The sequence below is a fragment of the Methylophilus flavus genome (genome assembly GCF_042678905.1).
Taxonomy (GTDB): domain Bacteria; phylum Pseudomonadota; class Gammaproteobacteria; order Burkholderiales; family Methylophilaceae; genus Methylophilus; species Methylophilus flavus.
The window spans coordinates 88,721-109,978 of sequence record NZ_JBHTLN010000001.1; the positions used below are offsets into that span (position 1 = coordinate 88,721).

Annotated in this window: 19 protein-coding genes; 8 read left to right on the plus strand and 11 right to left on the minus strand. The window is 48.8% G+C overall.

The genetic code is table 11. From position 1 onward, the window contains the following. Positions 1 to 51 precede the first annotated feature (51 nt). From ACFQ2T_RS00435 to pnuC, 3 genes are read left to right on the plus strand one after another with little or no spacing between them, the layout of a single operon-like run. A complete protein-coding gene (locus ACFQ2T_RS00435; protein WP_379028997.1) occupies positions 52 to 2,130 on the plus strand; it encodes a TonB-dependent receptor in 2,079 nt (692 codons plus the stop codon). Positions 2,131 to 2,179: 49 nt separating this feature from the next. Continuing rightward, a complete protein-coding gene (locus tag ACFQ2T_RS00440; RefSeq protein WP_379028999.1) occupies positions 2,180 to 2,440 on the plus strand; it encodes a YkoF family thiamine/hydroxymethylpyrimidine-binding protein in 261 nt (86 codons plus the stop codon). A gap of 26 nt (positions 2,441 to 2,466) precedes the next feature. Next, on the plus strand, positions 2,467 to 3,087 hold the full coding sequence (gene pnuC, locus ACFQ2T_RS00445; RefSeq protein WP_379029002.1) for a nicotinamide riboside transporter PnuC: 621 nt from the start codon (positions 2,467 to 2,469) through the stop codon (positions 3,085 to 3,087). A 22-nt stretch (positions 3,088 to 3,109) separates the two neighbouring features. Here the strand turns inward: pnuC and ACFQ2T_RS00450 are convergent, their stop codons facing one another. Next, entirely contained in the window at positions 3,110 to 3,985 is an 876-nt protein-coding gene (locus tag ACFQ2T_RS00450; protein WP_379029005.1) for a phosphotransferase, read from the minus strand. Positions 3,986 to 4,123: 138 nt separating this feature from the next. Beyond that, on the minus strand, positions 4,124 to 4,603 hold the full coding sequence (locus tag ACFQ2T_RS00455) for an acyloxyacyl hydrolase (protein ID WP_379029008.1): 480 nt from the start codon (positions 4,601 to 4,603) through the stop codon (positions 4,124 to 4,126). A 252-nt stretch (positions 4,604 to 4,855) separates the two neighbouring features. Here ACFQ2T_RS00455 and ACFQ2T_RS00460 point away from each other — a divergent pair, with 252 nt between their 5' ends. Next, on the plus strand, positions 4,856 to 5,131 hold the full coding sequence (locus ACFQ2T_RS00460) for a cupin domain-containing protein (RefSeq protein ID WP_379029010.1): 276 nt from the start codon (positions 4,856 to 4,858) through the stop codon (positions 5,129 to 5,131). Between the two features lie 19 nt (positions 5,132 to 5,150). Here ACFQ2T_RS00460 and ACFQ2T_RS00465 read toward each other — a convergent pair whose 3' ends face one another. Together ACFQ2T_RS00465 and map are read right to left on the minus strand one after the other, a co-directional pair. Beyond that, on the minus strand, positions 5,151 to 7,727 hold the full coding sequence (locus tag ACFQ2T_RS00465) for a [protein-PII] uridylyltransferase (RefSeq protein WP_379029013.1): 2,577 nt from the start codon (positions 7,725 to 7,727) through the stop codon (positions 5,151 to 5,153). A gap of 15 nt (positions 7,728 to 7,742) precedes the next feature. Continuing rightward, entirely contained in the window at positions 7,743 to 8,537 is a 795-nt protein-coding gene (gene map / locus ACFQ2T_RS00470; RefSeq protein ID WP_379029016.1) for a type I methionyl aminopeptidase, read from the minus strand. 229 nt (positions 8,538 to 8,766) lie between these two features. On the opposite strand from map, the gene ACFQ2T_RS00475 reads away from it, so the two are divergent. Next, positions 8,767 to 9,603, plus strand: coding sequence for an HDOD domain-containing protein (locus ACFQ2T_RS00475; RefSeq protein WP_379029019.1), 837 nt, complete (start codon positions 8,767 to 8,769; stop codon positions 9,601 to 9,603). Positions 9,604 to 9,607: 4 nt separating this feature from the next. On the opposite strand, the gene ACFQ2T_RS00480 is transcribed toward ACFQ2T_RS00475, so the two are convergent. Then, positions 9,608 to 11,443 (minus strand): tetratricopeptide repeat protein, encoded by a 1,836-nt coding sequence (locus tag ACFQ2T_RS00480; RefSeq protein ID WP_379029022.1) that lies wholly within the window; start codon positions 11,441 to 11,443, stop codon positions 9,608 to 9,610. A gap of 134 nt (positions 11,444 to 11,577) precedes the next feature. On the opposite strand from ACFQ2T_RS00480, the gene ACFQ2T_RS00485 reads away from it, so the two are divergent. Both ACFQ2T_RS00485 and ACFQ2T_RS00490 read left to right on the plus strand, forming a co-directional pair. Continuing rightward, positions 11,578 to 12,117 carry a peroxiredoxin gene (locus ACFQ2T_RS00485; protein ID WP_379029025.1) on the plus strand — a complete coding sequence of 180 codons (540 nt, stop codon included), beginning with the start codon at positions 11,578 to 11,580 and terminating at the stop codon, positions 12,115 to 12,117. A gap of 9 nt (positions 12,118 to 12,126) precedes the next feature. Next, the gene (locus ACFQ2T_RS00490) at positions 12,127 to 12,612 is read left to right on the plus strand and encodes a dihydrofolate reductase (RefSeq protein WP_379029028.1); all 486 of its coding nucleotides are present in this window, start codon (positions 12,127 to 12,129) and stop codon (positions 12,610 to 12,612) included. 156 nt (positions 12,613 to 12,768) lie between these two features. Here the strand turns inward: ACFQ2T_RS00490 and ACFQ2T_RS00495 are convergent, their stop codons facing one another. The 4 genes from ACFQ2T_RS00495 to gnd all read right to left on the minus strand — a co-directional run bounded on the left by ACFQ2T_RS00495 (position 12,769) and on the right by gnd (position 18,367). Then, positions 12,769 to 15,015 (minus strand): Orn/Lys/Arg family decarboxylase, encoded by a 2,247-nt coding sequence (locus tag ACFQ2T_RS00495; protein WP_379029030.1) that lies wholly within the window; start codon positions 15,013 to 15,015, stop codon positions 12,769 to 12,771. Between the two features lie 110 nt (positions 15,016 to 15,125). Beyond that, the gene (dcd, locus tag ACFQ2T_RS00500; protein WP_055825679.1) at positions 15,126 to 15,695 is read right to left on the minus strand and encodes a dCTP deaminase; all 570 of its coding nucleotides are present in this window, start codon (positions 15,693 to 15,695) and stop codon (positions 15,126 to 15,128) included. Positions 15,696 to 15,877: 182 nt separating this feature from the next. Further along, positions 15,878 to 17,353, minus strand: coding sequence for a glucose-6-phosphate dehydrogenase (zwf, locus tag ACFQ2T_RS00505; protein WP_379029033.1), 1,476 nt, complete (start codon positions 17,351 to 17,353; stop codon positions 15,878 to 15,880). A 108-nt stretch (positions 17,354 to 17,461) separates the two neighbouring features. Further along, a complete protein-coding gene (gnd, locus tag ACFQ2T_RS00510; RefSeq protein WP_379029035.1) occupies positions 17,462 to 18,367 on the minus strand; it encodes a phosphogluconate dehydrogenase (NAD(+)-dependent, decarboxylating) in 906 nt (301 codons plus the stop codon). A 231-nt stretch (positions 18,368 to 18,598) separates the two neighbouring features. Here gnd and pgl point away from each other — a divergent pair, with 231 nt between their 5' ends. Continuing rightward, positions 18,599 to 19,285, plus strand: coding sequence for a 6-phosphogluconolactonase (gene pgl / locus ACFQ2T_RS00515; RefSeq protein WP_379029037.1), 687 nt, complete (start codon positions 18,599 to 18,601; stop codon positions 19,283 to 19,285). 76 nt (positions 19,286 to 19,361) lie between these two features. Here pgl and ACFQ2T_RS00520 read toward each other — a convergent pair whose 3' ends face one another. Together ACFQ2T_RS00520 and apbC are read right to left on the minus strand one after the other, a co-directional pair. Then, on the minus strand, positions 19,362 to 19,916 hold the full coding sequence (locus ACFQ2T_RS00520; RefSeq protein WP_379029040.1) for a DUF1003 domain-containing protein: 555 nt from the start codon (positions 19,914 to 19,916) through the stop codon (positions 19,362 to 19,364). A gap of 12 nt (positions 19,917 to 19,928) precedes the next feature. Beyond that, on the minus strand, positions 19,929 to 21,017 hold the full coding sequence (gene apbC / locus ACFQ2T_RS00525; protein WP_379029043.1) for an iron-sulfur cluster carrier protein ApbC: 1,089 nt from the start codon (positions 21,015 to 21,017) through the stop codon (positions 19,929 to 19,931). Positions 21,018 to 21,258: the final 241 nt, after the last annotated feature.

Consider the following 21,258-nt stretch of genomic DNA (forward strand, 5'->3'; position numbering starts at 1 on the left):
CATTGTCACTCTTCACCTGTCCTTTTTATGTATTTTATAGAAAGGATTATCTTGAAACCGATTTCAAAACCATTGTCCCTGATTGGGATTTTGCTGACTACACAAGCGTTTGCTGCAGAAGAAGAGGAAGCAGTAAAACTGCCTGATGTCGTGGTAAGTGCAGATTTCCGCCCCAGCACTGCAGAGAAAACAGCGGTCAGCCTCACCGAGATTGACAAAGAAACCATAGAGTCACGTGGCGCTCAGCATCTGGAAGAAGTCCTGGGCCTGGCCCCGAATGTGAATTTGTCCAGTGGTGCTTCGCGCGGCCAGTTTTTTCAAATTCGTGGCATGGGTGCAACTAGCCAATTCAGTGCGCCTCTCAATCCATCTGTTGGCCTGGTGATTGACGGAGTGGATTTTAGCCGTACAGGTGGTGCGGCCACTTTGTTTGATATTGATTCGATTGAAATCTTGCGTGGTCCGCAAGGGACGAAATTCGGCACCAATGGTTTGGCCGGGACCATCAATATGCGCAGCAAAGAGCCTACTAAAGAGTTTTCCCTGCGGGCTGAATCCGGCCTGGCGGAATATAACACGCGCAATTTTGGTGTTGCGGTAGGTGGCACATTGGTTGAAGACAAGTTATTAGGCCGCGCCTCCATTTACAGCCACAAGTCGGATGGCTATATGAATAATGATTTTTTGAATCGCGACAATACCCAAAACCAGGATGAACTCACTTTCCGCGGCAAATTAAGGTTATTGGCCTCTGACGATTTTACGGTGGATTTAGGCTACACCCATTTGAATATTGATAATGGCTACGATGCTTTTACATTCGATAACAGTCGCAACAGTTTGTCTGACCACCCCGGGCAAGATAAACAGCTCACCAACGCGTTTGCGCTAAACACCAACTGGCAGGTTTCTGATGCAGTGATTGTTCAATCAACGGCCACTTACCTGAAGAGTGATATTGTCTATAGCTATGATGCCGACTGGGGTTATGTTGGACAGTTCGACCCTGCGTTAGGCCCATATATCGGATTTGAACGTTTTGATCGTCATCGTGAAAACTACTCTTTAGAGTTGCGGGCATTGTCGGATAAGGCTGGTCGTATTTTTAACGATACTACCGATTGGACAGTCGGCCTGTTTTTTCTGGACCAGGATGAAGCCTTTAAGCAAAACTCCGATTTCGGCATCTTTGGCGCAACGCTAAGAAATGGCGATTACAACACGCAAAATACCTCGATTTATAGTCAGCTTGATACACATTTAACCGATAAACTGACGCTGATTACCGGTGGGCGTATAGAGTATTTTAAAGCAAGATACAGTGATTCAAATGCCTTAAATATTGGTCAGGATGAAGGTCTGTTTGGTGGAAAGGTCGGCTTGAATTATCAAGTAAATCAGGATCATTTTATTTACAGCACATTATCACGCGGCTATAAATCAGGCGGTGTGAATAATAATGCTGCACTGCCAGTAAACCGATTGGGATTTGATTCTGAATACAATGTAACTGCTGAAGTTGGCGTCAAATCCAATTGGTTTGATAAACGCTTAAAAACCGCCTTGGCAGCTTTCTATACTGATAGACGTAATGCACAAGTCGAAAATTCAATTGCCAACGGTGTACAGTTTCTTGAGTTTACCGGCAATGCTTCAAGTGCTACCCACCAGGGTGTGGAAGCTAGCCTGGATTGGTTTTTAACTGACAATTTACGAATGCTGGGCTCACTAGGCTTGCTCGATGCTACCTTTGATAAACACTCTTTCAATGGCGTGAATTACGATGGTCGCCAAGTTGCACATGCGCCTAAATATACCTTTAACCTAGGTTCTGAATATTATATGAATGATGCGTGGACGCTGCGCGCCAACGTGGAAGGTAAAGACGGCTTTTACTTTTCAGATAGTAACAATTCGAAATCCAGTGCCTATGCAATAGTGAATGCCAGCGCCGATTATAAGCATGGCCATTACAAAGTGCGGTTGTGGGTGAGAAACTTACTGGATAAAGACTATGCAACGCGCGGTTTCTTCTTTGGTAATAATCCCGCTAATAGCTATGCGGCTGAAAAATATGTTCAGTTTGCTGAGCCACGCGTTGCCGGTATAACTGTGAGTTATGACTACTAAAATTATTCTGGCATAGCTATAAAAAAACCGCTTAATAAAGGAGTGAGAAGTGCGTATTTCAGTCGATATCAGTTTATACCCATTAACAGAAGGCTATGTTGAACCCATTCTTGAGTTCATCAACAAGCTTGAAGCCAATCCCAACCTGGTGGTAAAGCGCAACAGCCTGGCGACGCAAGTGTTTGGTGAATACCGCGAAGTGATGGATTGCCTGGATGCGGAAATGGAAGCGGTGTTCAATGCGCTGCCGCACAGCGTGTTTGTGATGAAATTCATAGGCACTGACCGGGCGGATGTGGTTGATGTCTAAGGGTAGGGCATGCAAAGGCACATATCATGAACCAGGTTGATCTCCAGGCTATCCTTACAGCATTTCAGCAAATGTCCAATTGGGAAATAGCCGCTGCTTTGATGGGTGTCGCTTATATTCTTCTGGCAGCAAAAGAGTCGCAATGGTGCTGGCTGTTTGCCTTCTTCAGCACGCTGGTTTATACCGCGCTGTTTTGGGAAGGTCAGCTTCCCATGCAGGCGCTGCTGAATTTTTATTATATGGGCATGGCGATTTATGGTTTCTGGCTATGGCATAAGCATGGCAAGCAAACCGACACATTATCGATCAGCCGTTGGCCGTGGGTTTGGCATATTGGATTTATTGCAGTCGGTATTGTTATAAGTGCTTTGGTGAGCGCCTATTTACAGAAGACTGGACAATCGCAAAGCCCAATGCTGGACGCTTATACGACAGTTTTTTCTGTGATGAATACCTGGCTGATCGCCAGGAAAGTGCTGGAAAACTGGCTGTATTGGGCGGTGATTGATGGCGCTGCCACGCTGTTGTATATTCAAACAGGCTATTACGCCACAGCCGCTTTATTTGTGCTGAATACGATCCTGGCAGTGGTCGGCTTTATCAGTTGGGTGAAGCTTTACCGGCAACAAGCTACATATACTGCTTGATTTTTTTACTGGATATTGAGTTTTAGATTTGCTGCATCCATTTTGCCAGGTTAGTTTCACCCATTACATTCATCAAGAACAACAGTAGCTGGTAGCAGGGTGTATCAGCAGTGTGATCAGGCCAGGTATGCGTTTGAATATAGTGCTTTTTAAATACAGCCAGCTGAGACGGCGTTAATACATACTCAAGCAACACCAAATCCAGCGCACGCGGTGCAATCACAAATGCATCCAGATCAATCAGCGCCAAATCATTGTTTCTTAAACAACGGAATTGATCCCAACGTAAATCCAGCATCATCGGTACGAATTCGGTTTCATTGATATTTTTTGCGTGCGCCAATATTTCAGTCACTAACGGTTTAGTAGCCAATGAACCATGTTGCTTGACCAAAACAACAAGCGTTTCATGTAAGCGGCTAGCCCATTGTTTTGCATAAAATTGTGGTGCATGCAGTTTGCCCCAGTTGGAGTAAGTACACTGGTGCAATCTGGCGATATGTTCAGCTAGCTGAATCACCCATTGGTCGGTGATATGCTCGGTTTCTATATCCTTTCCCGCTAAAAATTGGGCGATCACAAAACGGCGAGCGCTTGCTGACACAAAATCAGGCACTGCCAGCACACCGTTTTTCTCCAAAAAATGATGCGTTAGATGAATATTACCCAGGCTGTTAGGAAAGTCCGCTGCAAATAAATGGTTTGCGCCTAACCAAAAGTGAGATTTTTCTATGGTCGCCTGATTACAAACCTTGAGTACCATTTCTCCCTTGGCCGTTTGGCAATAAAACAACTGATGCGTACTATCCGCAAACTTATTCGGAATGGCGATTGGCTGGGCAATCAGTTTTGGCAAACTGGCCTGTTCGGACGTTGTGAGTAGCGGATAGATAAACATGGTAAGCCTGGCATTTTAAGTCATCAGGCTATTTAAATCATCCTCTTGTGTTGCGATTACGCATCTAATAAAAAAACCCTGCAGCGCAGGGTTTTTGTGTTTAGTCGTACAAGATACTTTTGCAATGGCATCGGCTGTCTAGAACCGATAATGCCAGTAAACATTCAACGCTTCGACTCCAGGGTTTTCGCTATCCAGATTGGCATTGGATAAATGACTGATCGCCAATCCCAGGCTATGCTGTTGATTAATATCTTTGGCGATTTCGAGTTGGGTACGGAATTCAATTGGATAGCCCAAGTCCAGGTCGCTGCTGCCACGGCTGTAATAACCAGCGCCTAGCCCAGGTTTCAAGTGCCAGGTGTCACTAAATTCCCAGTCATACAGCAAACCACCACCTAGCCAGATGGTGCCATCCGTGGTGGCCTGGACACCTGCCCAGGGCTTCAGGTTATCCAGCCATATATTGCTGTCCGATTCATACTCAAGCCGGAAATCTGCAGCTGAATTTGAACCATCAATATCATAACTGCCTAACCCAATACCTAAGGTGCCTGCGGATACGTTAAAAGAAGTGGTGATAGAGAAAGTGAGTGCAAGCAGGGAAATTCTTTTCATTGTTGTTAGCATGTGAGGTAAATAACATTTAAAAAGAGAAAGTTTTTTGAATATAGCACAGGCTAATATTAACCAAGTCCATGGTGAAATTTTGTTATGAGATGAATATGTCGGAAAGTATAAAAAATTGGCATAAATGCCACAGTTTTGCCAATCGAAAAACCAAAAATGCGACATTTTTGTTTAAACATCATTATCGTGGTGAGATGTTTTGGTGCTTTTAGCAATTATGTGAAAAGAAAGGATTAAGGAATGAGCAAAATTACGGTTGAAAATCCCTCTGCAGAAAAGCTGGCTGAGCTGGGCGTAAAGCAGTGGCCGGTCTGGACAAAAGAGGTGTCCACTTTCCCATGGCAATATAGCAGTACCGAAATTGCCTATATCCTGGAGGGTCAGGTCACGGTTACACCAGAGAATGGTGGTGAGCCGGTAAGCTTTCAGGCAGGGGATTTAGTGACTTTTGCCAGCGGACTGGATTGTACCTGGCAAGTCATCAAGCCATTGCGCAAACATTACCACTTTGAATAGTTGCTAGATTGGGGCAGCGTTAAAGCTCACTGAACGCAGATTTAAGCGTGGCGATCTGTGTTTCGTTAAGTGGTTGGCCATCACTCGTTGAAATCAGGAAGCTATCCTCAACGCGATTACCCAGGGTATTCACTTTCGCATTGTGCAATGCTACATCATGGTTGAGCAACACGAGCGCCATGCTCGCCAGCAGGCCGGGCCTGTCATTGGCAACTACATCCAGCTGCTGGAACTGTTGCTGGTGATCGTGGTTAGCGCTGGCAGGGTGGATAAATATTTGCGTAGGCAATGGCATATGTTTCACTTGCCTGCTGACGCGGCCCCGAATGGGGGTAGGGATGGCCGTGCTGCCGGATAATTGTTCGGTCAGTCCTTGTTCAATATGTTTCAGTAAGCCGTTGTAACTGATCTGGTGCGTATCGGGCTCGAGTACGATAAAGTTATCCAGCGCATAGCCATGGGTGGTGGTATAAATCCTTGCCTGCACGATGTTGTATTGCATGCTGTCGAAGAAATGGCAGATACGCGCGAAAATTTCTTTCTGGTCGCGGCTGTAAATCATGACCTGGATGCCGTCGCCTTTTGGGCTAAGCCGGGCGCGTACAATGGCGGTTTCGGTCAGCTTATGCGGAATCAGCAAGCGGCTTTGCCAGGCGATTTCATCGCTGTCAAATCGGTTGAAATAACTTTCACCAAATGCCTGCCACAAAGGCTGTACTGAATCTTCTTTCATATTGAAGCTGCTCAGTTTTTGCAGGACTTCCTGCTTGCGCAGGCTTAATTGTGCGTCAGTATTCAGTGATTGCTGCAATACGCGCCGTGTTTGCAGAAACAGGCTTTCCAGCAGCTTGGCTTTCCAGGCATTCCACACGTTGGGACTGGTGCCGCGGATATCGGCTACCGTTAATAAATACAAGGCAGTCAGTCTATATTCAGAGCCTACCAGTTTCGCAAAGGCTTCAATCACATCCGGGTCAGACAGGTCACTTTTCTGCGCCGTGCTGGAGAGCTTGAGATGTGCTTCTACCAGCCATGCAACCAGGTCTGAATCTGCTTTAGGCAAGCCATGCTTTTGGCAGAAACGCTTGGCATCTATGGTGCCAAGCACTGAATGGTCACCGCCACGGCCTTTGGCAATATCATGGAATATAGCTGCCAGGTACAGCAGATGCGGCTGGCTGAATTCGGTAAATAACTGGCTGCAAAGCGGAAACTCATGCCGTAAATCAGGTTTTGCAAAGCGGCGCAGGTTGCGCAGGACGTTCATGGTATGTTCATCCACTGTATACACATGAAATAAGTCATGCTGCATTTGCGCAATGACACGACCAAACACCGGAATATAACGCCCCAGAATGCCATAACGGTTCATGCGGCGCAGGCTTCGGTGCACGCCTTCGCGGGATTGCAGGATCTGCAGGAACAAGGCTTTATTTGCAGATTGCTGGCGGAATTGATTGTTGATCAACGGTTGTGCTGACTGCAATGCCCTGACCAGGGGTGCACTGAAACCCGCAATGGCAGGGTGCTGTTGCAACAACTGAAAACACCTCAGGATAGCTTCTGGCTTGCGTTGAAACAGGTCAGGCGCCTGTGCACTGAGCAGGCCTTGCGATAACACAAAATCTTCGTCAATCGCAGTGGCGGATTCAGTTTGCGGGCTGACCCGCACATGCATTAATTTCAGCAATACTTCGTTTTCGATAATGATGGCTTTGGCACTACGGTAAAACCCTTGCATCAATTGTTCGCTGGCGCGTTTTTGCAAAGTGGTTTGGTAGCCCATTTGCTCTGCCAGCGTATTCTGGAAGTCGAACACTAGCCGGTCCTCACGCCTTTTGGCCATCAAATGCAGGCGGATACGCAGATTTTGCAATAAGCGCTCATGGCGTTTTAGTTGCCGTGCCTGTGTCTGGCTGAGCAGTCCCGCCTGTACCAGATCTTGCCAGTCATTGCCCAGCGCCTGGCTTTGCGCGATCCAGAGAATCATATGCAGATCGCGCAGGCCGCCCGGGCTTTCCTTGATATTCGGTTCCAGGTTGTAGGCGGTATCGTGGAATTTTGCGTGACGGATTTGCTGTTCGCGTAACTTTTCGGCGAAAAAGCGCGGTTTATCCAGCTGCGCATGCAATGACTGCATTAATGTTTTGAAGGTGGTTTTATGTCCGGTCAGCCAGCGTGCTTCCAGCAAATTGGTCATGATGGTGACATCCAGCTGCGCTTCAGCCAGGCACTCGGTGAGCGACCGCACGCTATGGCCGATATTCAGGCCGATGTCCCACAATGCCCCTATCAGCGACTCGATTTCTGTTTGCAAAGCGGCAGGGCAATCTTCCGGCAGCAATATGAGCAGGTCGATATCCGAATGGGGGAACATGTCACCGCGGCCGTAGCCGCCAACGGCGATCAGGCTGACCGTGGCAGGTAGTTGGAACGCAGACCAGATGTCGCGTAATAACTGATCGAGATAGCGGGTGTTTTGCTGAAGCAGGACTTTTGCATTCGGCCTTGCCAGGTAGTTAGCAGAGAGTTGCTGCTGTGACAGTTGGAACGACTCACGCCACTGCTTGAGTTGTTCTTTGGCAATCACTGGCATGGTCTCAAATGCTTGTTACAGGGTTGGGCGTGGTGGAGTGCCGTCTGAAACGGTCATGATTTCAAACCCATCCTCGGTGACGACGATGGTGTGCTCCCATTGTGCTGACAGGCTGCGGTCTTTTGTCACTACTGTCCAGCCATCAGGCATGAATTTGATCTCGCGACGTCCGGCGTTGATCATGGGTTCAATAGTGAAAATCATGCCGGGTTTCAACGTGACACCGGTGCCCGGTTTGCCGTAATGCAGTACCTGCGGCTCGCAATGAAATTTTTTGCCTATGCCATGACCACAAAATTCGCGTACCACGCTGTAACCATTCTTTTCGGCAAATGACTGGATTGCGTAGCCTACATCCCCAAGGGTATTACCTGGTTTTACTTTATCGATACCTCGCCACATGGCCTGGTAGGTGATCTCACATAAACGCTTGGCCTGCGGTGAAGCCGGCCCCACCATAAACATGCGAGAAGTATCGCCATGGTAACCATCTTTGATTACGGTGATATCTAGGTTAACGATGTCACCATTTTTCAGCTCTTTTTCACTAGGCACACCGTGACAGATCTGTTGGTTAATCGAGGTGCATATTGATTTTGGATAAGGCGTGTGGCCATCCGGCGCATAATTGAGAGGCGCAGGAATCGCCTGCTGCACATTGACAATGTAGTCATGGCATAGCTGGTCTAACTTGTTGGTAGTGACACCCGCCACGACAAATGGCGTGATGTAATCCAGCACCTCTGATGCCAGGCGCCCGGCCACGCGCATTTTTTCAATATCTTCGGGGGTATGCAGAATAATTGCCATAAGTTTGGTCACGGGGGTCGCGGCATATTTGCCCGACCCTGAATCAGTCACGAAAATTGCATTCTAACATAGCAGATTGAGTCCAATACCTAAAGAAACAAGCCTTTCTAGCCCCGAGGCATTGAATTCATGATTAAAACTGGCATTGAATTCGGTGGCTCATCGCCACATGCTGCAAAACAACATTGTTCTATACTCGGGCGGATAAAACTCAAGCAGGAGCGTTTAGATGGTGACACTTACCGAGGCAAGAGCCAACCGGAGTATTTCCGACTGGGTGAAGTTTTTTGAAAATGCCGATATTCCGGTACTGCGGCAAACGGCCAGGGAGCTGGCACAATTGCGCGAGCGGGAAGATGATACCGGCGCGCGTGACATTACCCGCGTAGTGATTAATGACCCGCTGATGACTTTCAAAGTGCTGACCTTTGCCAATAACCATCGCAGCCGCCACCAATTGCAAGACCTGGTGCAGGTAGAGCAGGCGATTATCATGATGGGCACCAGTACCTTTTTTGAGCAGATTCCTACCGTGCCGCATGTGGAAGAGATGCTAAGCCAACATGTGGCTGCACTGGTCGATTTAATCAAGCTTGTGGTGCGCGCCCACCGCGCAGGCTATTTCGCGGCTGAATTTGCGTCACATCTGATGGATTTGCATGCTGAAGAGCTGCGTGTCGCCGCTTCTTTGCATGACTTTGCCGAAATGCTGATGTGGTGCTTTAACCCTGATCCCATGATTGAGATACATAAACGCCAGCATGCGGATACAACTCTGCGCAGCCGCACTGTGCAGCAGGAAGTGCTGGGTTTCAGGATACTGGATTTGCAGGCCGAACTGGTGCGCGTGTTTAATTTACCGTCATTACTGACTGACCTGATGGATGAGCAGCGCGCGCATCTGCCGCGGGTGCGCAATGTGCAATTCGCCGTTAACCTGGCCAGGCATTCCGCTGATGGCTGGGATAACGCGGCGCTACCGGATGACTACAAGGATATTGCCCAGTTATTGCATGTCGATGTGCCGCGCGTGATGCATATTGTCGGTGTGCCGCACTCCGAATAAAGATTTACTCTGAGCGGTAGCTCTGGCTAAGCACATCGGTAATCGCCTGGTGTACCTGGTCAATCAGGGTTTCCCAAGAGGTGCCGGGCGCTTGCCTGAATAAGCGCATGCCAGGGTACCAGGTGCAGGTTTCAGGCTGTTGCAGCCAGCGGAAGTGCGCTTGTGCCGGCAATAATAACCATACCTGTTTGCCCAGCGCGGCCGCAAGATGTGCGACAGCCGTATCTACCGAGATAATAAAATCCATTTGCATGATCAGCCCGGCGGTATCTGTGAAGTCAGGCAGCAAGGGATGATGGCATTCCAGCATGGGGAAGCGCTTGAGCATGATGTGGTCTTCACGCCGGAACTCTTTCTGCAGGCTGTGCCACTCGACTTCCATCTTCAATAATGGCGCCATCAAATGCAGCGGAATACTGCGCAGGCGGTCGTATTTATTACTGGCATCTCCACACCAGTTTACTCCGATACGTAATCTTCTCGCCGGTCCGAGCAGCTGCTGCCAGGGTTGCTGATGCCGCCCGGCAATATGCAGATAGGGCAGTACAGCAGGAATCGTCGTTACGACAGTATTGAACGCCAGCGGCAAACTGAGCATGGGGCAGTACAAGTCAAAATGCGGCAATGCGCGGCCATCCTGCCGGATCACCTGTATCACGACATCGTGGCCCCACAATTCATTGAACAGGTTATACAGGGCATCAGGCACTGCCACTATCAGCTGGTTGGGTTTGAAGGCCTTCACCAACTCCACATAGCGGCAAAACTGCAAGGTATCACTCAGCGTTTGTTCTGCCAGGATCAAAATCGTTTTGCCTACCAGTGACGTATTGCCTGGCCACAGCAATTGGCGGTCTGGTAAAGCGGTGGCTGGTATTACCTGCCAGCGTGCTTCGTACATAGGCCAGCCATCTTCATATTCACCACGGGCCAGTTTTAGCATGCTTAACACATAGCGGGCCTGCGTATGCGAAGGTGCATGTTTTAAGGCGGTTTCCAGGTACTGATACGCCTCATCGGTATCGCCGTTTTCATATAATGCCAGGCCAAGGTTGCAATAGGCAGAGGCATAACCGGGATTCAACTGTAATGCCTGCCTGAAATCCGCGATGGCCTCGGGGTATTTACCCAGCTGGCACAAAACCACGCCGCGATTGTTGTAAGGCACTGGCAAATTGGGCTGATGGGCAATCGCATGGTGAAACGCCCGCAACGCTCTTTCGGGCTGTCCTTGCAATTGCAGTATCAGGGCGCGCTGATGATGCGCTTCAGCAAAATCCGGCTGAATATTTATAGCGGCATCCATGCAGGCTAGTGCCTCTGTTGATGCATGTAATTGCTGGTGCAAAACACCCAGCCGGTAGTGAAAGTGCACGTGTTCAGGATGTGCGGAGACTGCCTGTTTGAGTACCGCGATCGCCTGTTCAAATTGCTGGACTTGCAGCATTAAATCGACACACTCGGTAAATGCCTGGATATGCTGCGGATCCAGCTTGGTGACGGTACGTAGACGTAGAATCGCTTCTTGCGCGCGACCAAGGTTTTTTAATGCGCGTGCATCCAGGTAATAGCTTTGCGCCTGCCTGGCATCCAGTTTAATCGCCACCTTGTAAGACTCATGCGCGGCTGAAAATTGCTGCGTGCGCATCTGTAAATTGGCGAGTTGCAACCGTAATTGTAGCCCCTTAGGCTGCAGGCTGATCGCCTGCAGCAAATATTGTTCGGCAGCATGAAACTCATCGCTCTGCAGCATCAGGCCTGCCAGTTTCTGGTATGCCTCCCACCTTTGCGGGTCAGCGGCAATCTGTTTCAGCAGTTTTGCAATGGCTTCATTATTCATGGGGGGAGACTGCAACACTTATTACGTTTGCGGATGACCTTAAAATGACAGACGGCGGATTAAGGTACAATAAGCAGCTTGATGCGTCAACGACCCAGATGTCGTGTAGCCATGTTTAAAAAGGAAAAGTACCAATGTTATTTAAACTGATTATATATGGATTGCTATTGTGGTTAGCTATTTGGGGCTATCGCCAATATCAACAACCATCTGCGCGCGTCAGTGTCGGCATGAAAGCCCCGGATTTTACGTTGCAGGATGCGCAGGGAGAAAACCGTCGCCTGGCCGACTGGCAAGGCAAATGGGTCGTGCTCTATTTTTACCCGAAAGATGACACCCCAGGCTGCACTAAAGAAGCCTGTCATTTTCGTGATGATATTCAGCAAATTCACGCCCTGGGTGCAGAAGTGATTGGTGTCAGCGTCGATACTGTTGCCAGCCACGCAGGCTTTGCACACAAACATCGTTTGCCATTCCCGCTACTGGCAGATACCAATGGCAGGGTGGCGGATGCCTATGGCGCATTATTTAACCTGGTGGTATTCCAGGTTGCCAAGCGCACCACATTTGTCATTGATCCTCAAGGCACCATCGCGGAGATTTACAGCAATGTGAACCCTGACGGGCACAGCGAAACAATTATTAATGACCTGAAACGGCTCTCCGCTTTTTAAGAAGAATATATGCAAGCACTATCCCTGATCGTAGCGCACGCGGATAACCGTGTGATCGGGCACAATAACCAGTTGCCCTGGCATTTGCCGGAAGATCTGAAACGATTCAAGAGCCTTACCATGGGGCACCATATTATGATGGGCCGTAAAACTTATGAATCGCTGGGGCGGTTATTGCCCGGGCGGACGACTGTGATTGTCACGCGCGACCCGCATTACAAGGTTGAGGGGGCGAAGGTGGTGCATTCGATACCGGAGGCGCTGGCGGCGTGTGCCGGGGACGATGAGCCTTTTTTGATTGGTGGTGCGGAATTGTATTCGCAAGCGTTGCCGTTTGTGACGCGTTTATACCTTACCCGAGTGTTTGCGCATGTCGAAGGCGATGCTTTTTTCCCTGAACTGGAAATAAGTGATTGGGAGCTGGTATCGGAACAGGAAAATACTTCGGAAAAGGGATTGCAGTATAGTGATTTGGTTTATCACAGGCGGGTTTAATGCTTAATTTTTTGGCGGATTTAGATCAGTTTTGCATACGGTTGTGATCTGAATTACCGACGCTGCTTTTCGCCTAAGGGCGAAAAGCAGCGGAACACAGAGTTAACTTGTTAACTTATTGTTCCGCTGACTCTCTTAAAGTTGCGCTATACCTTCTTAATCGTCCTGCTTAACACAATCAACAAAATACTCGGCTTTACCATTCACCAGCTGCTTCACCAGACCATGGTTGTCAGTCTCAAAACCAGGGAATTTCTCGTTAAATTCACGCGCAAATTTCAGGTAATTCACAATCACCTTGTTAAAACGCTCACCCGGAATCAGTAATGGAATGCCAGGCGGGTAGGGTGTCAGCAATACGGCCGTGACGCGCTCTTCCAGATCATCAATCGCCACACGCTCAATCTTGCGGTGCGCCATTTTCGAGAAGGCATCGGTAGGTTTCATGGCAGGCACCATGTCCGACAAATACATTTCGGTGGTTAGTCTAGCAACGTCATTGGCTTTGTAGACTTCATGGATTTGTGTAGACAGATCTTTCAGGCCTATGCGCTCATAACGTGGATGTTTCTGTACGAATTCCGGCAATACCTTCCATAATGGCTGGTTCTTGTCGTAGTCGTCTTTAAACTGCTGTAGCGCAGCCACCATGGTGTTCCAGCGACCTTTGGTGATGCCAATGGTGAACATGATAAAGAAAGAATAAAGGCCGGTTTTTTCTACAATCACACCGTGCTCAGCCAGGTATTTGGTGACAATCGCTGCAGGGATACCGAACTCTTCCGAAAAGTCGCCATCCACGTCCAGGCCGGGAGTAATGATAGTCGCTTTAATCGGATCGAGCATGTTAAAGCCTTCGGCCAGGTTGCCGAATCCGTGCCAGCGCTCGTTGGCTTTCAGCATCCAGGCGTCGCGTTCTTCCAGGCCATCTTCGGACAAATCTGTAGGTCCCCAGACTTTAAACCACCAGTCGGTGCCCCACTCTTCATCCACCTTGCGCATGGCACGGCGGAAGTCCAGCGCTTCTTTCAAGGACTCTTCAACCAGGGCAGTACCGCCTGGCGCTTCCATCATGGCGGCAGCGACGTCACAGCTGGCAATAATCGAATATTGCGGGCTGGTCGAGGTGTGCATCAGGTAGGCTTCGTTAAACAAATCCCTGTCCAGGTGATTATCCTGAGCATCCTGCACCAGAATCTGCGAAGCCTGGCTTAAACCGGCCAGCAGTTTGTGAGTAGACTGGGTAGAAAACACCATAGACTCTTTACAGCGAGGTCTATCCGCACCAATGGCGTGGTAATCACCATAGAAGTCATGGAAAGTCGCATGCGGCAACCAGGCTTCGTCAAAGTGCAGGGTGTCGATTTTGCCATCCAGCATTTCCTTGATTTCTTCAACGTTATACAACACGCCGTCATAGGTGGATTGCGTAATGGTCAGCACACGTGGCTTGGCGTTTTTGTCGCTGGCAAACGGATTGCGGGCGATTTTCTTCTGGATGTTTTCCCAGGCGAACTCACTTTTCGGGATAGGGCCGATAATACCGAAATGGTTACGGGTCGGCATCAGAAATACCGGAATCGCGCCGGTCATAATGATCGAGTGCAATACGGACTTATGGCAGTTACGGTCAACCACCACAATGTCACCCGGTGCAACAGTCGAGTTCCAGACGATTTTGTTGGAAGTTGATGTGCCGTTAGTCACAAAGTATAAGTGATCGCAGTTGTAGATTCGCGCAGCATTACGCTCGGAAGCAGCAACCGGACCGGTATGGTCAAGGAGCTGGCCGAGTTCATCTACCGCATTACACACGTCGGCACGTAGCATGTTCTCGCCAAAAAACTGATGGAACATCTGGCCTACTGGTGATTTCAGGAAAGCCACGCCACCGGAGTGACCAGGGCAGTGCCAGGAATAAGAACCATCGGCTGCGTAATGCGTTAATGCTTTAAAGAAGGGCGGCGGCAGACTATCAAGGTAAGCTTTAGCTTCACGGATAATCAGGCGCGCCACGAACTCGGGCGTGTCTTCATTCATATGAATAAAGCCATGCAGTTCGCGCAACACATCATTCGGGATATGGCGGCTGGTACGCGTTTCACCGTGCAGGAAAATCGGGATTTCCTCGTTGCGGTAACGGATTTCCTGCACAAAATTACGTAGTTGCTCGATCGCTTCCGGTTTTTCTTCGACGATTTCTTCATCATCGATAGATAAAATAAAAGCAGAGGCACGGCTTTGCTGTTGTGCGAATGAGGTGAGGTCGCCGTAGCTGGTCACGCCCAGTACTTCAGTTCCTTCTTCTTCAATCGCTTTAGCCAATACTCGGATACCCAGACCGGAAGAGTTTTCGGAGCGGAAGTCTTCATCAATAATGACGACGGGAAATCTAAATTTCATTCAATGAATCCTTAACTTGTCACTGAAACGTGTAGCTCAAAATACAAAGGCACTGAGAAAGCCATGCTTTTACTCTGTGCCTCTGTGGTAGTTGTTGGTTTTCTCAAAAGCTATATTTTTGGCAATGTAACGCCGACCTGGCCCTGGTATTTGCCACCGCGGTCTTTATAGCTGGTTTCGCACACTTCATCAGACTCAAAGAACAGTACCTGGGCGCAACCTTCACCTGCGTAAATTTTGGCAGGCAGCGGTGTTGTATTGCTGAACTCCAGTGTGACATAGCCTTCCCACTCTGGTTCAAATGGTGTGACATTGACAATGATGCCGCAACGGGCATAAGTGGATTTGCCCAGGCAAATAGTCAACACAGAGCGCGGGATGCGGAAATATTCAACAGTACGTGCCAATGCAAAAGAATTGGGGGGGATCACACAATAGCCTTTGCCAGATACTTCGACAAACGATTGCGGGTCAAACTGTTTGGGGTCGACAATGGTGCTGTTGATATTGGTGAACACGCGGAATTCGTCAGCACAGCGGATATCGTAACCATATGATGACGTACCGTAGGAAACGATTTTCCCGCCATTCTCTTCGCGTATCAGTGTCGGCGAAAACGGCTCTATCATGCCGTGTTGTTCAGCCATTCTGCGTATCCATTTGTCCGACTTAATGCTCATTCCGGTATCCAGTCTTTGCGCGTTTCGTGGCGCTTATGTACTTGCAAATAAAGAGAAAAAAGCGGAGTTTCAAACTCCGCTTTTAGTAGGTGCAAATAATAACAATAAATGCTGTCAGTTTTGCAAACTTTTTATGAATTTTTGGCGATTATTTAAACCGGCGGTATTTCTACCGCAAGTGCTTATTTGTCGCCGCCCAATTCAATACTGTAGCGCCAGAATTGGTCTTCACCTTCGAAGATCACTTTGGACGCTTCAGGATCACGGCTACCGGCAGGATATTGATATACCGGACGCTTGTCTTCAGCCCAGGCTTTAACGACCGGGTCAACCAGACGCCATTGCGCTTCAGCTTCAGAAATGTGCAGGTAGTTGGAGTTGTCACCTTGCATCAGGTTCAGCAATAAAGCTTCGTATGCATCTACGGAGTCATCACTATCCCAACGGTTGGCGGCATCCAGCTGGATGGTGCGCGTTTGAATATCCAGGCCAGGAATCTTGGACTGGATTTCCAGTTTAATGCACTCGCGTGGCTGGATACCAATGATGAGCCAGTTCTGGTCCTGGTCATTGATCTGCAGCGGTGCTTTTTTAAAGCGGATAGCAATACGGGTATCGGCTTCGTGAAGGCGTTTAGCGGTACGGATGTAAAACGGCACACCTTTCCAGCGTGGATTGTCGATAAACAGTTTCAGTGCGGCATAAGTCTCAACCACGCTGTCATTGTTGCCCAGCTCTTCCAGGTAACCTGGTACTTTTTCGCCATTGATTTCGCCAGCGCTATATTGCGCACGGAAAGCGTGTTTTTCCAGTTCGTCGACTGGAATCGGGCGGATCTGCTCCAGCAATGCGATTTTTGCGTCGCGCACACCTTCAGGAGATAAGTCCTTAGGCAATTCCATCGCGGTCAGTGCCAGGGTTTGCAGAATGTGGCTTTGCAGCATGTCACGCAAAGCGCCAGTGCTGTCGTAGAACTGGGTACGGTCGCCTACACCCAGCATTTCGGTGTTGGTGATTTGTACGTGGTCCACATACTGGTTGTTCCAGATCGGTTCGAGCACCGTATTGGTAAAGCGTTGCAGCAAGATGTTTTGCAGTGCAGATTTACCCAGGTAGTGGTCGATACGGTAGATCTGGCTTTCTTTCAGATGCTTGGTAATGGCAGCTTGCAGTTCTTTCGCAGATGGCAGATCGGTACCAAATGGTTTCTCGATCACCACACGGCGCCAGTGTTTGTCTTCCTGCGTCAGGCCAACATTAGCCAGTGATTCCACCACCGGCGCGAAATCCACCGGACGTACTGACAGGAAGTAGGCCAGGTTCTGCGGGAATACAGATTCATCGCTCAGCGTTGCTTTCAGTTTGCTGAATGCATCAGGGTCTGTCGGCGGGTTGGCATGGTAGAAGTTACGCGCAATAAAGCGCTCAAACACGGCCTGGTCGTAGCCTTTTTTAAATTTGGCATCCAGCATGCTTTTGATGTCTGCACGCCAGGCTTCAAGGTCAACCACTTGACGGCCAACGCCGACAATTTTCAGTTCTGCTGGCAAACGGCCCAGTGAGTCCAGCCTGAATAAGCCAGGATAAAGTTTTACGCGGGCCAGATTACCACTAGCGCCAAACAGCACCAGTGTGCATGGATCAATTTTATTCGTCATTTCTAACCTTAAGATAAAAATGTAAACGGGAAAGGGCAAGCCTTTCCCATATTTTTAACATCACAAGTAATAAGCAAAAAAGCCTCTCATCAAGAGAGGCTTGTTTTATTACTTGGTTTTTACTGCGTGACCGCCAAATGCATTACGCATCAGGGATAGCAGCTTATAGCTGTAACCTTTTGAGTCCTGGCTGCGGAAACGTGCTTGCAGTGCCACTGTCAATACTGGTGCGGCAACGCCTTGCTCAACTGCTTCAACCACTGTCCAGCGGCCTTCGCCTGAGTCAGCCACGTAAGGTGCAATAGCTTCCAGTTTCTGGTCATCTTTCAGGGCTTCTGCAGTCAGGTCAAGCAACCAGCTGCGTACTACAGAACCATGACGCCACAATTCAGTGATTTGCGCCAGGTCAAGATGGAAATCTTCTTTACCCTTGATCAGGTCCAAACCTTCAGCAAATGCTTGCATCATGCCGTATTCGATACCGTTATGGATCATTTTGGTGAAGTGGCCGGAACCGACCGGACCAACGTGTGCCCAACCACGGTCAGCGTGGGTCAATGCTTGTGCATAAGGTGCCAATACGTCTGCGAATTGTTTGTCGCCGCCGTACATCAGGCAGTAGCCATTATCCAGGCCCCAGATACCACCGGAAGTACCACAGTCGATAAAGCCGATACCATGTTCAGCCAGCAAAGCACCACGACGTTGGCTGTGCTTGTAGTTAGAGTTACCGCCATCAACGATAATATCGCCTTTGTTCAGCAGTGGAATCAGGTCTTTGATTTGGTTTTCGGTGATTTCACCTGCTGGTAACATCAACCAGACGATTTTTTGGCCTTCCAGTTTGCTCACTGCATCAGCAACTGAGGTTGCTGCTTCCAGGCCTTCGTCTTTTACTAATTTGTTTACGAATTCGGTATTAAAGTCAAAACCAACCACGTTGATTTTGTGACGAAGCAAACGTGCAGCCATATTGCCGCCCATTTTGCCCAAGCCAATCATTGCTAATTTCATCAGGATTTTCCTATGGTGTAAGGACAGTTATTGAAACACCCATCTTTTGGATGGCATGAACCCGAGCGGGTTATTTGATAATTTTGCAGAATTATCATGTCGAGTCGGTTATAATTATAACAAATGCAGCCAGCGACTGAAAGGCTGCATTTTGTTATTTAACAAAAATGTCACAAAGTGTTTTTGTAAATGACTTAAAGTTGTTTTGTATCGTTTTCTTACAGGTTTTATATGTCTTTGAACTCTCAAACACGTTGGCACACTTTTCAATCACAAGATGAAATCAACCAGGCAGCTTTACAGCGCATTTTAAAAGCTGCTGACGAAGCCATCGCCAAACACGGCGATTTCCTGGTTGTCCTGGCAGGCGGCAGCACTCCCAAAGCGGTATACCAACTGCTGGCAAAAGCGGATGCTGATTGGTCCAAGTGGCATGTCTATCATAACGATGACCGCTGCCTGCCGGCAGACCATCCGGAACGCAACAGCAAAATGGCACGTGATGCCTGGCTGAGCCATGTGGCGATCCCGGAAAACCAGATTCATGATATTCCTGCTGAATTAGGCAATATCGAAGGTGCCAAGGCATATGCGGAGACATTAAAAGGCGTACGTACTTTTGATCTGGTGATTTTGGGGCTTGGTGAAGATGGTCATACTGCCAGCCTGTTCCCGGGTCAGGTAGTGAATAATACTGCTGATGCCGTGCCAGTTTTCAACTCCCCCAAACCACCGGCAGACCGCATTACCATCAGCCAGGACCGCCTGAATAATACCAATGAAGTCATGTTCCTGGTGACAGGCGCCGGCAAGCAAGAGGCGGTCGATAACTGGCGTAATGGTGTGGCGATTCCAGCGACGCTGATTCAGTCGCCGAATGGGGTCGATGTTTATAATTTTGGTGTTGAGCTGAAATAGTAAAGCTTCACTCAGCATTCAACAGAAAAGCGCCATCAGGCGCTTTTTTAATGCTTAAATCTTTGGCATCTCTGATTTATTTGGATTTATCTACCAGCAATTTTTCCAGCAAGGTGATTTGCTGCTGCTGTAACTGAATCAACTCCTGCCATTGCTGGTTGCGCAGGCCATCCATTTTTTCATGCAGCAGCAATATCTCCAATTCTGCTTTCAGGTTCACTTCGTAATCGTGCTCGGCCTGGCCACGGTCTATCTCGGCTTCCCGATTTTGCGACATCAGTATGATAGGCGCCTGAATTGAAGCCAGCATGGATAAAAACAGATTGAGCAGGATGTAAGGGTAGGGATCAAATGCGCTGTTGTAGCGCAGCAAGATGACGGAATTCAGTATGACCCAGGCGATCAGGACAAAAATAAACGCAAAAATAAACGTCCATGAGCCGCCAAAACGCGCCACGGCATCCGCCGCACGTTGCCCGAAATCAGACGGCTCGCCAGCCTTTTGTGACGGGTGGCGTGAAATGTGGCGCCGCTCGGTCAGCTGTCTCGCCACCTTTTGTGTGCGCTCATCCATGGCTTCGTACTGCGCGCCGATCAGGTCTTCTGCAATATGATGCTCACGGATGGTCATGCGTGTATCTTTCTAGGTTTTCTGAATCACAATATTTGGGAATTTGGCACTGTGGTCCAGACTGGCGATTGCAATCTTGCTGGCGGCTTTACGGGCGATCTCTTTATAAGTTTTAGTAATCGCGCTGTCCGGCGAGGCCACTACCGTCGGCTGGCCGCTATCCGCCTGCACACGGATATTAATGTCCAGCGGCAAGCTGCCCAGTAAATCGATGTTGTAATCTTTAGCCATCAGGTCGCCACCGCCAGCACCGAAAATATGTTCTTCATGGCCGCAGTTGGAGCAGATATGCGTACTCATATTTTCGACTATGCCCAAGATTGGGATGCCGACTTTCTCAAACATTTTGAGACCTTTGCGCGCGTCGAGCAGGGCGATGTCTTGCGGCGTGGTCACGATAATTGCACCAGTGACTGGAATTTTCTGAGCCAAGGTTAACTGGATATCACCGGTACCTGGCGGCAAATCGATCACCAGATAATCCAGGTCCTGCCAGCGCGTATCTCTTAATAATTGTTCCAATGCACCAGTCACCATAGGGCCACGCCAAACCATAGGCGTGTCTGTATCCACCAGGAAACCAATACTCATCGCCTGAATACCATGTGCGCGCATAGGCTCTATGCTTTTGCCATCGGCGCTATCCGGGCGGCCACTGATACCCAGCATTTGCGGTTGGCTGGGCCCGTAGATGTCAGCATCCAGCAAGCCTACAGTCGCGCCTTCCGCTGCTAAAGCCAGCGCCAGATTCACTGAGGTAGTCGATTTTCCCACGCCACCTTTGCCAGAAGCTACCGCAATCACATTTTTCACATTAGGCAGCAGATTCACGCCGCGTTGCGCACTGTGCGCGACAATCCGGGAGCCTACATTCACCGTGATTTTGCCTACGCCTTCTACACTTCTCAGTGCATCCAGCACTTGCTGGCGAATCACATCAAACTGAGTTTGTGCCGGATAGCCCAACACCACATCCAGGCTGACATCGCTGCCATTAATCTGGATATTTTTAATGGATTTTCCACTGATAAAGTCTTTACCGGTATTCGGGTCTATGCAAAGTTTGAGGGTACTTTGGATCAATAATTCGCTGATGGCCATGCCTGGGATTCCTGAGGTAATGCCTGACTAAAGAGAGCGGGTATCTTACCCCATTGAGCATTCCTAGTCATGCAGACTCTATGCGATTTGGACATTAAATTAGAGACCAAGGCACGTTCTCCGTCAGGCCAGTAAGCTAGGTGTAAGCTATTGAGTGTGTTCTGGTAAGTTAGCAGTAAGGCTCCAAGGATAATGTGAATACATCGGTAACATAGATTTGTGCCCGAACACTTAAGTTACC

Bases quoted from the DNA above. Each gene is read 5' to 3' on its own strand.
- ACFQ2T_RS00490 (WP_379029028.1), top strand. From the start codon at position 12,127: ATGCAAGCACTATCCCTGATCGTAGCGCACGCGGATAACCGTGTGATC.
- ACFQ2T_RS00455 (WP_379029008.1), bottom strand. From the start codon at position 4,603: ATGAAAAGAATTTCCCTGCTTGCACTCACTTTCTCTATCACCACTTCT.
- gnd (WP_379029035.1), bottom strand. From the start codon at position 18,367: ATGAAATTAGCAATGATTGGCTTGGGCAAAATGGGCGGCAATATGGCT.
- dcd (WP_055825679.1), bottom strand. From the start codon at position 15,695: ATGAGCATTAAGTCGGACAAATGGATACGCAGAATGGCTGAACAACAC.
- ACFQ2T_RS00475 (WP_379029019.1), top strand. From the start codon at position 8,767: ATGGTGACACTTACCGAGGCAAGAGCCAACCGGAGTATTTCCGACTGG.
- zwf (WP_379029033.1), bottom strand. From the start codon at position 17,353: ATGACGAATAAAATTGATCCATGCACACTGGTGCTGTTTGGCGCTAGT.
- pnuC (WP_379029002.1), top strand. From the start codon at position 2,467: ATGAACCAGGTTGATCTCCAGGCTATCCTTACAGCATTTCAGCAAATG.
- map (WP_379029016.1), bottom strand. From the start codon at position 8,537: ATGGCAATTATTCTGCATACCCCCGAAGATATTGAAAAAATGCGCGTG.
- ACFQ2T_RS00465 (WP_379029013.1), bottom strand. From the start codon at position 7,727: ATGCCAGTGATTGCCAAAGAACAACTCAAGCAGTGGCGTGAGTCGTTC.
- ACFQ2T_RS00520 (WP_379029040.1), bottom strand. From the start codon at position 19,916: ATGACCATCCGTGAGCATCATATTGCAGAAGACCTGATCGGCGCGCAG.
- ACFQ2T_RS00450 (WP_379029005.1), bottom strand. From the start codon at position 3,985: ATGTTTATCTATCCGCTACTCACAACGTCCGAACAGGCCAGTTTGCCA.
- ACFQ2T_RS00480 (WP_379029022.1), bottom strand. From the start codon at position 11,443: ATGAATAATGAAGCCATTGCAAAACTGCTGAAACAGATTGCCGCTGAC.
- ACFQ2T_RS00495 (WP_379029030.1), bottom strand. From the start codon at position 15,015: ATGAAATTTAGATTTCCCGTCGTCATTATTGATGAAGACTTCCGCTCC.
- apbC (WP_379029043.1), bottom strand. From the start codon at position 21,017: ATGGCCATCAGCGAATTATTGATCCAAAGTACCCTCAAACTTTGCATA.
- ACFQ2T_RS00485 (WP_379029025.1), top strand. From the start codon at position 11,578: ATGTTATTTAAACTGATTATATATGGATTGCTATTGTGGTTAGCTATT.
- ACFQ2T_RS00460 (WP_379029010.1), top strand. From the start codon at position 4,856: ATGAGCAAAATTACGGTTGAAAATCCCTCTGCAGAAAAGCTGGCTGAG.
- pgl (WP_379029037.1), top strand. From the start codon at position 18,599: ATGTCTTTGAACTCTCAAACACGTTGGCACACTTTTCAATCACAAGAT.